Raw genomic sequence first — 9,599 nt, forward strand, 5'->3', positions numbered from 1 at the left:
AATAAAGAAGCCTTTCGCGATCGCGAAAGGCTTCTTTATTTAAAGAGCTAGTTCATGGAGGGATGGGAAGGGCGATCGCCGAGGTATCCTAACCCGGGAATCCAGTGGATGATTCCGGGAAGGATTGACCCTTCGTGGCAACATCAAACCCTACCCTTATCCGGAGAAGAGGTCAACCGCGACTGCCCAAAATCAGGATTTGGTATCCCGTTTTACAGATAAATCTTCAGGGATTTTTATGCCTACGGCGGCTAGAGTTACACCTTACCAAGGAGACGGAAAATCTTCTCAGGTTTCCACAGTCTCAAACCCCATTTTACCTAGATTCGGATCGGACTTTTATCGCTCAACTGTCGAGTGGATTGCAACGGATCTCGATGATAAACCCATCGGGATCGTAAAAGTAGATCCCGCGTCCCGTGGGACGGGTGACGGGACCGCTATCGATCGCCACCTGATACGCTTTAAGTGCCTCAACTGCGCCGTCAAATAACTGCGGATCAATATCGAAGGCGAGATGATTGGCACGGGTAAAGGCACGTTTCGGGTCCGGGTCCGGGGGTAATAAATCCGGTTCGTAAAATAAATCGATAACCGTCCCATCTGGGGTAACAAAATTGGCAACTTTCCCTGTGGCGACTAATTCCCGCAAGGTGGTGGGAACTTCATCTCCAGTCAGTTCCTGTAACCCGAGGATCCGACCATAAAAATGGCGGGATGCTGCCAAATCACTGACATTAAATGCGATATGGTGAACTTGTCGCAAACTGCCAGGCGCGATCGCAAAAGTTGATGATTCTAAATTGATTTCCATGATATGGACTCATTTGAGAGGGTAATCAGGGTTTAAATCTGTCAGGACATTGTGGAGTAAGCAGGGATGGATTGAAATGGTTTATCCCGAGAATTTTTGCCAGAAGTGGTGCGATCGCCCAGGGGATAAATGCGATCGCATCAGGGTCCGGATGCGAGATTAAATTTCCCTACAACTCCTCTGGATCAATTCCCATTTCCCGCAGGCGATCGGCAAGTACCTGGGATTTCTGGCGTTCTCGTTCCAGTTCAGATTCAGCTTGTCGCGCCCGTTCTTCGGCCTGTAGCGCCCGTTCTTCTAGTTCCAACGTTGTCAGAAAAGGTTCACCATCGGGACGATATAGTTCCAATCCAGTCTCTCCCATTTGAAAGCGTACAGCGAGGCGAGGACTCACCCAGCCGTCCATTTGTTCGATCGGGTGTAAACTCCCCTCACCCTTGCACCATCCCGCTAAATCCAGTAAATCGGGATGATATAAATAGTATTCTTCAACGCCGTAGTTTTGATAAAACGCCAAATTTTTCGCCATTTCCGAGGGACGGTTCCCGGGAGACCAAATTTCAAAAACCACCTGCGGGGGGATATTTTCTTCCTTCCACTGTTGGTAAGACCCCCGATAGCCTTTGGGTCGTCCGAATGCTACCATCACATCTGGCGCTTGTCTGAGCTTGTTATTCCCTTCAACGGGATACCAGAGCAAATCTCCGGCGACAAAGACATTCGGATCCTGAGCATAAACCCGTTCTAAATTTTCTTTAATCCAGACGATCAGCGCCAATTGTTGGGTATTGTCTGCCATTGGTTGACCATCGCTATCGGGGTAGATGAGAGTTGCCTGGGGTTCGGGCGATCGCACTTCTGTAACCATAGCCGTTTCTCCCTGGGGTTGTGCTAGACTTAATTTTAGCAGGAAAAACGTGCGATCGCCGGATTAACCACCGCATCACTTCCCGAGTTTTTGCCAGAGGACAATAGCCAGAAAGGTGACTAAACTGGCGACCCCTCCGCAAATCACACTTAACAATAAGACCCCAGTCAAACCTGAATTTGTCCCTGGATTCACAGAGGGAACAGGAGGATGAGTCATCGAAGCGACGGCTACTATACAACCTGTCCCCAGTCCGACTCCCAGGATGCCCACTGCGGTTTTAACGGTGCGATCGCGCTGGGCTTGACGAATTTCCACCTGACCCTGAAGCATCTGGGTTAGAGTTTGTATCCGTTCCAAATTTAAGCGGAACTCATTGATATCCCCTTGAAGCCTGGGTATGTAACTTTCTTTTACCGATGCGCTGAATTTTTTTAAAAAAGCGAGGTCCGTTAATCCTAAACCATCGGCATCTTGTTCTAACTGGTGGCAATATTGATCATAATTTTCGAGCTGGATTTCCATAGAATTGAGATGTCTCTCTAAGCTCGTTAATCCGCCTAACAATCTAGATAGAGTATGCATGGTGGTTTTGAGGAGATGGAGACTCAGAGCAGAATAATCAGCGATCGCCTCAATCTGTTGATATTGGTTGATTAGCTGTTGTTTGAGCCATTGGCTATTGTAGTCCGTCCAAACAATCCGATGCCGAGATAATAAAACTTCTTGCCATTGTTCATAAAAACCCCATCCCGCTTGAAACGTTTCGCGATCGGGATACAGAACCAGGAGTAAATAACTATTGCCTTCAATAGTCTCCCTTGTCTTTCCCCCCGATGTCCGCCAAAACTCATGCAGTTTCACCCCCACATAGTCTCCTGCTGCTTGATGATGCCATCCTTCGGGAGAGATTAAGGTTTTATAGCTCTCTTCGGCCAGCTTTTCAATTTGAGTGGAATTACCATGTTCCCAAACGCCTGAAATCAGCCAAGTTTGTCCTAAATTATTGGGGGAATCGGGGTCAAGAGTGAGCGGTTTCAGGGTACTCAGCAGACTCTGAACCTGATGGGCGTTATATCTTTCCTGAACTGAACCATCAAAGATTAAGGCATAACTATCATGGAGACTTCGCCGCAGATAGCGTCCCAGGATGGCGTGGTTATGTAGGGTTCCTTTAAATTTAAAATCGGCGGTGGGTTGGGACTGAACATCAAGGAAAGTTTTCTGACTATCCAGGGCGATCGCATCGGGGATTAATCCGGAAATATCCCCCACTATTTTTTCTAAAACTGAGTGATAATTCCGTTGACTGTTTTCTAGGCTGATGCCTAACCCTTCTTTGAGATGGTAACTAAATAAATATAAGTTAGGAGCGTTGATTTCTAGCATGAATTTGGGGGCAAGTCAGATCCAATTGAAAAGACGCATTTAATTGTAACCCAGATTTCAGCGAATATTTAATATACGTTTAGGAAAATTAACAGATATTAAGGTTTAAATCTGGTTCGGGTTGCAGGGCGATCGATGTTAAGGAAGGGGTGAAATATTTTTTGTGAGATATAGGGTGCAGGGAAGACAGGTGGAGGGATGATGGAGTTTGGTTTTTAATCAGTTTATATAGAAAACAGGATTAAATGGAAGAAACGACTGAAGTCGTTACTACGAACAGGGGATAACGACTGAAGTCGTTACTACGAACACTCCCCATCTGCCCCATCTGCCCTATCCATGACAAAAACTTCGGGGCAGTTTCCGGATTCAGGGGGTTTGTTGGTGAAACAAGCGCACCAAGGTTCTGTTTAGGTGTGTTGCTCAGATCATGAATCTAGTGATTTCCTAGGGGCAAGTCCCCAATCAATCGAAAAAAATTATGGCAAATTGTTGTCCAGCGATCGCTCGGGTGGGGTATCCGGTGTGGTATCCTAGCAAGATTCGTGGGGCTACAGTTGGATTGCCCCGGGCAAAACTAGAAAAACTCTCTTCGCTTTGCTTAGTTTAAACTGAATTGTATTTTATTGTCGATGCCCTGTTCATTACAGCAGTTTGAGGTAATTCCATGACCTTCATTGCCACAATACTCACCAGTCTACTCTCAATTCTGGTAGTTCTCGTCGGACCGAAGTTTTCGGATGAGAAACATCGCAATACTGTGCGCGCTGTTGCCCTATTAATCGGCATTTTAGCAGCGACAGTTTCCCTGTTGAAAACCTTTACGATTATCCCATCGGGAAAAGTTGGGGTGATTGAGGTGTTTGGGAAGGTTTACCCCCAACCCCTGAATCCTGGGGTGCATTGGGTGAACCCCTTTGGAAATGTTTTGAAGTTTTCCACGCGCTTGCGGGATATGCCGGAAAAAATTTCAGCCACCTCCCAAGAAGGGTTAAACCTGGTGGTAGAGGGGACGATCCAGTATCGCTTAGACCCGAATAGTGCAGCGGATGTGTATCAAAATGTGGGTGTCAATGATGGAGAAATCGTGCGATCGCGGTTTCAAGCGATTATTCGGGAAATTACATCCAGTTATCCCGCTAGAGACATTTACACGGCTAAACGAGAGGAAGTCACCCGGCGACTGCGGTTATCCATGCGGGAGTCTTTAACCCCTCTAGGTTTTATCGTCGAAGAAGCCTTTCTCAAGGATGTGGCGCTACCGGAGAAATTACAAGCGGCCATTGAACAGAAAATGGAGGTAGAACAGGACAATCAGCGCATGGAATTGGTGCTACAAAAAGAGCGGCAAGAAGCGGAACGAAAGCGCATTGAAGCCCTGGGAATTGCGGATTATCAACAAATTATTTCCCCGGGTTTAACCTCTCAATTCTTGCAATGGCGAAGTATTGAAGCAACCGATCGCCTAGCCAATTCTAATAATAGTAAAGTGGTAATTATGGGCGGGTTGGGTAATAATGCCAATGTGCCGGTGATTTTGCAACCCTAGGCGATCGCCCATCCTGCTGTAACCCTCTTTTTATTGACCTGAACCAATGACTGAACCCACCAACTACTATATTAGAAAGAGCAAAAATGGAACCTGTGAAATTCTCTCGGGCGATCGCCTGGAAGGGCCGGATAACCCGGAACTCGTGGAGAAATGGGGACCCTTTGAGTCCTTGGAGGAGGCGATCGCCCGTCGAGTGGGTTTAATTCGCACTGGAAAGTGCCAACCGTTATAACCCGTACTGGAAAACCCATCGGTGTCATACAAGTAATTAGACACCGATTGATTCCCCTCAATCGGTGACTAGCGGCCCATCTTGCCTAAAACCCAGTCGCGAGACTCCAATGCCAGAGAGAAATTCGGTTGAATTTCCAGAGCTTTTTCGTAGGAAGCCAGGGCTTCATTGTACCGTTCAATGGACTCCAGGGCGATTCCCCGTTGAGTCCAGACCAAGGCATCTTGGGTTTGAGTGGCGATCGCCTGATCAAACGATTCGATCGCATCGGGATAACGCCGGAGTTCATTGAGTGCAACCCCCCGACTCGCCCAGGATTTGCCATCCCTTGGTTCAAACTTCACCGCTTGATCGAACGAGGTAACCGCCTCTGAATAACGGCGTAGTTCCATTTGTGCCAAACCGCGATCGCGCCAAGCCGGATGAAAACTCTCCTCGATCGCCAAGGCGCGATCAAAAGCCTCGATCGCCTCAAAGTAGCGACCCAACCCCAGACTCAGCAAGACGCCGCGATTATGCCAGCCTTTATAAAAATTCGGTTCGATCGCCAGAGCCTGATCGTAAGCTGCTAACCCTTCCGCAAATTGAGAGGCACTATACAACGTCGTTCCCTTAGCATTCCAGGCTAGATAAAACTCTGGATTAATTTCCAAAGCGCGATCAAACGAAGCGATCGCCTCATCCAGACGTTGTAACTGATTGAGTAATCGACCCCGTTCCAACCAGGCATTCAAATCATCCGGGTTACTTTCTAGCTGGAGATCATAAGCAGCCAGGGAGCGTTCAAAAGCGCGATCGGCCTCCTGGGGACGTTGTAAATAGTCTAAAACCAACGCCTTGCGTTCCCACCCTTGGGGGTCATTCGGCTCCACTTCTAGGGCTTGATCCAGGTCAGCCAATGCCTCATCGTAGCGCTGTACACTGAGTAAAGCAAGGCCCCGACCCTTGAGAGCATTCACGTCATTGCGGCGAAGTTCTAAAGCGCGATCGTGAGCTGCGATCGCCTCCTCGTAGCGCTGTAATTGATACAAAGTTTCCCCGCGATTGTTCCAATAGCGGGCATTTTTGGGTTCTAAACGGCTGGCATTGTCATAAGCCACCAGAGCCGATTCATAGCGATCGAGCAGATAGAGCGCATCCCCGCGACATTTCCAAGCTAAGGCATGATCAGCCTTAATCCCGATCGCCTGATCGCACTGATCCAGGGCTTCGAGGTAGTCCTGAGACTCCAAAAGCAAGCTGGCATTTTGGATAAAGTTGTCCGAGTCCTGACGCCCTTGACGAGCTTGGTGAGAATTGCTCATGGCGATCGCCACCCCGGCAATTCCCACCAAGGCCACCCCTGCCAAAATGGGCCAGGGTTTGGCAAAGGGTAACTTTTGGGAAAGTTGGGTGACCCCCGCTACAGCAGAAGCCCCGATGGGAGCCTTGGCTTTACCTGGGGGACTCGCCCCTAGGTTGGCCTGGGGCTGCTCTGGGGCGACCTGGGGAGACACCGGAGCCTCCGCCCCCATCGGTCCCGGGACCGACTCCGGAAAGGGGGCAAGAACCGGGTCCTGGAGGGCGCGTAGATCCGCTAACACCTCCCGAGCCGATTCATAGCGCTCGCGGAAATAAGAGCGCACCATTTTATCCAGAATCGCCCCAAAGCGATCGCTCACCTGAACGTGCTTGCGCCAACTGAGTTCTCCCGTATGGGGTTCCGTCCCCAGATAATCTGGACGGACCCCCGTTAAAGCTTGCAGGGCCACGGCCCCCAGAGCGTAGATATCGCTATTCGGGCGGGGATTGCCCACCATTTGCTCCTTCGGCATATATCCCGGAGTCCCGATCGCCGTCGAAGTCGTTAACTGGCCCTGGTCAATCGTCAGAGTGCCAATTTGCTTCACCGAGCCAAAATTAGTCAGCATCAGCTTACCGTCGGACTGACGCCGTTCGATACTCCAGGGGGTTACATCCAAATGAATGGCATGATGTTCGTGAACGAAAGCCAGAGTTTCTAGGACTTCTTGTAATAAGGCGATTGCCTCCTTTTCCTCGTACTTTTTGCCCTGGATTAACTCATGAGAAAGGAACTGTCCCTCAATCTGCTCCTGGACCAAATAAAAGGCCCCATTTTGCTCAAAATCGGCCAGCAACGTGGGGATGCGGTCATGAGTGCCTAAACGGTGTAACAGTTGCGCTTCCGCATCAAAAAAGCTTTTAGCTTCCCACCAGGGAAAGGTCTCTTTTTGAACAGGTTTAATTTGCTCCACCGTACACCAGGGCATGTCCTGGCGTTGTAAATCCTCCCCTAAAAAGGTTTTACTAAATCGGCGTTCGGCTAACAGACTTACCAGTTGATAGCGACCATCGAGGAGATTGCCAATTTCATGTAAAGAGCGTAAATCAGCGATCACCTCCGTCGCCTGTTGATAGCGTTCTTGATAGTCTGAGCGCACCATTTTATCCAGAATCTGAGCCAACTTAGGGTTAACCGGGGCCAAATGATGCCAGAGAGTTTGACCCGTTTTGGGGTCTCGTTCTAACTCTCGGGGGGGGACGCCGGTTAAGGCTTGAATAGCGGTCATGCCGAGGGCATAGATATCGCTATTAAAGCGAGGTTTGCCCCCGAGTTGTTCGATGGGGATATAACCTGGAGTGCCGATCGCCGCCGTACCCACTTGTCCTTGGGGATTGATGACTAAGGTTTCGATTTCTTTAAAAGACCCGAAATCAACCGGGATAATTTTGCGATCGCCACTCCGACGGATTAAATTAGAGGGTTTAATATTGCGATGAATCACCGAATGCTGATGAATGAAAGCTAATACTTCCAGGACTTGATGTAATAGCGCCATCACCAAGCCTTCACTCCAGCGGTTGCCTCGGATGATTTCTTGACTCAGGTCTTGACCCGGGATAAATTCTTCAACAATATAAAATTTTTGGTCCTCCTCAAACCCATCCAAAATTCCCGGAATCAGGGGATGAGCGCTTAATTTTTGCATGACTTGGATTTCCCGTTGCCAGCGCCCACGGGCTTCGGCAAGCAGGGTGGGATTGGAGAGATTCGGCTGGAGTTGTTTGATTACACAGGGGCGCGGTTGGTCCGGCTGTTGTCGGTCTTCAGCCAGATAGAGTTTACCAAAAGCACCTCGCTTGAGGTCTTTGATGATTTGATAGCGCCCTTGGATGAGCTGTCCGGTCATGGCGTTCATCAGTTGCATAGCTTAGATCTGCTGCGGCGGTTGAGTGAATAGTTTTCGGGGGCGAGACTGCCCCTTTGTTCTGGAGTTTTTGGGATGCGATCGCGAGGTTAAAATGATGATTTAGACGGGTGGCACCCCTTCGCGGGTTTAGAAAATCTGACAGGGGATAGGGAAAATCAAATCACCGATGCGATCGCCAACGGGTTACAACCCCGGCAATGGGTTGAATAGGGGCCTTCGTTCGAGCGCTCCTGGCATTTTGAAGCACTTGCATTCAGGATAAACAGCTCTGGCAGTGACAACAAATCGATTGATTTCCATGCAAGCAATCCGTTGAACAACAAAGGTCTTTACAGCAAGAATCGCACCCTTCGAGAAATTAGCGTGGCGCGATCGCCAGCGATCGGACTTGCCATCGGCGAAAATATCTTCCTATCTTATCGGTTTCTCGTCCCCTGTCATCAACCCAATCCAAAAATGTCTGGAATATTGGGTAAAACCAGGGCCCGTGACGGGAGGGGAGAATGCCTCAGTCTGTGGGGTGACGAGAAATTAGGGGAACACCAAGAAGTTTTCTGGGAGGATTTTCCGCCAAATTGACCAAATTTATGGCAACCTAAAAAACAGAACCCAGACTAGAAACACCCGGGCGCGTCCATTGCCTGAGCCAGAAAACGGGCTTTGAGCCCCAGGGCTCAAAGCCTGAATGCGATCGCGCCCCCGGACCCAATCAACTACCCTGCACAGCAACTATCGGAAAGAGCGATCGCCAGTATGCAAACACTCCCGAACCCAACCACCGCCCAACCCACTGCCAATACCGCCCTGACGGATACCACCATCCACCGTCGCCAAACCCGCCCCGTTCCCGTCGGCAACATCACCATCGGAGGCGGGAACCCCGTGGTAGTCCAATCTATGATTAACGAAGATACCTTAGATATTGAGGGCTCCGTGGCCGGAATTCGTCGTCTCCATGAAATTGGCTGCGAAATTGTCCGAGTCACCGTCCCCAGTATGGCCCATGCCAAAGCCCTGGCCGAAATCAAGCAAAGACTGGCGCGGACCTATCAACTCGTCCCCCTCGTCGCCGATGTCCACCACAATGGCATGAAAATTGCCCTAGAAGTCGCCAAGCACGTCGATAAGGTCAGAATCAATCCCGGGCTGTACGTCTTTGAAAAACCCAAACCCAACCGCACCGAATACACTCCCACCGAATTTGCAGAAATTGGGGAAAAAATCCGCGAAACCCTAGAACCTTTGGTCATTTCTCTACGAGACCAAGGTAAATCTATGCGAATTGGGGTCAATCACGGGTCCCTGGCTGAACGGATGCTCTTTAGTTATGGCGATACTCCCGAAGGGATGGTGGAATCCGCCCTAGAATTTATCAAAATTTGTGAATCGTTAGAGTTCCGCAACCTGGTCATTTCCACGAAAGCATCCCGAGTTCCGGTGATGCTGGCGGCGTATCGTCTGATGGCGCAGCGCATGGATCACTTAGGCATGGATTATCCCCTGCACCTCGGGGTCACTGAAGCCGGGGATGG

Annotated in this window: 8 protein-coding genes; 4 read left to right on the forward strand and 4 right to left on the reverse strand. The window is 49.6% G+C overall.

The features are described from left to right. Positions 1 to 346: 346 nt before the first annotated feature. The 3 genes from J0895_RS04080 to J0895_RS04090 all read right to left on the reverse strand — a co-directional run bounded on the left by J0895_RS04080 (position 347) and on the right by J0895_RS04090 (position 3,071). A complete protein-coding gene (locus J0895_RS04080; RefSeq protein ID WP_207086847.1) occupies positions 347 to 814 on the reverse strand; it encodes a VOC family protein in 468 nt (155 codons plus the stop codon). A gap of 169 nt (positions 815 to 983) precedes the next feature. Further along, on the reverse strand, positions 984 to 1,682 hold the full coding sequence (locus J0895_RS04085) for a Uma2 family endonuclease (RefSeq protein WP_207086848.1): 699 nt from the start codon (positions 1,680 to 1,682) through the stop codon (positions 984 to 986). 75 nt (positions 1,683 to 1,757) lie between these two features. After that, positions 1,758 to 3,071 (reverse strand): hypothetical protein, encoded by a 1,314-nt coding sequence (locus J0895_RS04090; protein WP_207086849.1) that lies wholly within the window; start codon positions 3,069 to 3,071, stop codon positions 1,758 to 1,760. 667 nt (positions 3,072 to 3,738) lie between these two features. Here J0895_RS04090 and J0895_RS04095 point away from each other — a divergent pair. After that, a complete protein-coding gene (locus J0895_RS04095) occupies positions 3,739 to 4,620 on the forward strand; it encodes a prohibitin family protein (protein WP_207086850.1) in 882 nt (293 codons plus the stop codon). A 46-nt stretch (positions 4,621 to 4,666) separates the two neighbouring features. Further along, positions 4,667 to 4,855 carry a DDE transposase family protein gene (locus J0895_RS04100; RefSeq protein ID WP_207086851.1) on the forward strand — a complete coding sequence of 63 codons (189 nt, stop codon included), beginning with the start codon at positions 4,667 to 4,669 and terminating at the stop codon, positions 4,853 to 4,855. Positions 4,856 to 4,923: 68 nt separating this feature from the next. On the opposite strand, the gene J0895_RS04105 is transcribed toward J0895_RS04100, so the two are convergent. Continuing rightward, positions 4,924 to 8,064, reverse strand: coding sequence for a serine/threonine-protein kinase (locus tag J0895_RS04105; RefSeq protein ID WP_207086852.1), 3,141 nt, complete (start codon positions 8,062 to 8,064; stop codon positions 4,924 to 4,926). A gap of 315 nt (positions 8,065 to 8,379) precedes the next feature. On the opposite strand from J0895_RS04105, the gene J0895_RS04110 reads away from it, so the two are divergent. Continuing rightward, positions 8,380 to 8,646 carry a hypothetical protein gene (locus J0895_RS04110; protein ID WP_207086853.1) on the forward strand — a complete coding sequence of 89 codons (267 nt, stop codon included), beginning with the start codon at positions 8,380 to 8,382 and terminating at the stop codon, positions 8,644 to 8,646. 174 nt (positions 8,647 to 8,820) lie between these two features. Then, positions 8,821 to 9,599: (E)-4-hydroxy-3-methylbut-2-enyl-diphosphate synthase (ispG, locus tag J0895_RS04115; protein ID WP_207086854.1), on the forward strand; the 779-nt coding region annotated here is incomplete at its 3' end.

Source organism: Phormidium pseudopriestleyi FRX01 (assembly GCF_017313335.1).
GTDB classification, from domain to species: domain Bacteria; phylum Cyanobacteriota; class Cyanobacteriia; order Cyanobacteriales; family Laspinemataceae; genus Laspinema; species Laspinema pseudopriestleyi.

What these genes read in the sequence shown, in the direction of transcription:
- J0895_RS04080 (WP_207086847.1), bottom strand. Translation starts at nt 814, where the DNA reads ATGGAAATCAATTTAGAATCATCAACTTTTGCGATCGCGCCTGGCAGT.
- J0895_RS04085 (WP_207086848.1), bottom strand. Translation starts at nt 1,682, where the DNA reads ATGGTTACAGAAGTGCGATCGCCCGAACCCCAGGCAACTCTCATCTAC.
- J0895_RS04090 (WP_207086849.1), bottom strand. Translation starts at nt 3,071, where the DNA reads ATGCTAGAAATCAACGCTCCTAACTTATATTTATTTAGTTACCATCTC.
- J0895_RS04095 (WP_207086850.1), top strand. Translation starts at nt 3,739, where the DNA reads ATGACCTTCATTGCCACAATACTCACCAGTCTACTCTCAATTCTGGTA.
- J0895_RS04100 (WP_207086851.1), top strand. Translation starts at nt 4,667, where the DNA reads ATGACTGAACCCACCAACTACTATATTAGAAAGAGCAAAAATGGAACC.
- J0895_RS04105 (WP_207086852.1), bottom strand. Translation starts at nt 8,064, where the DNA reads ATGCAACTGATGAACGCCATGACCGGACAGCTCATCCAAGGGCGCTAT.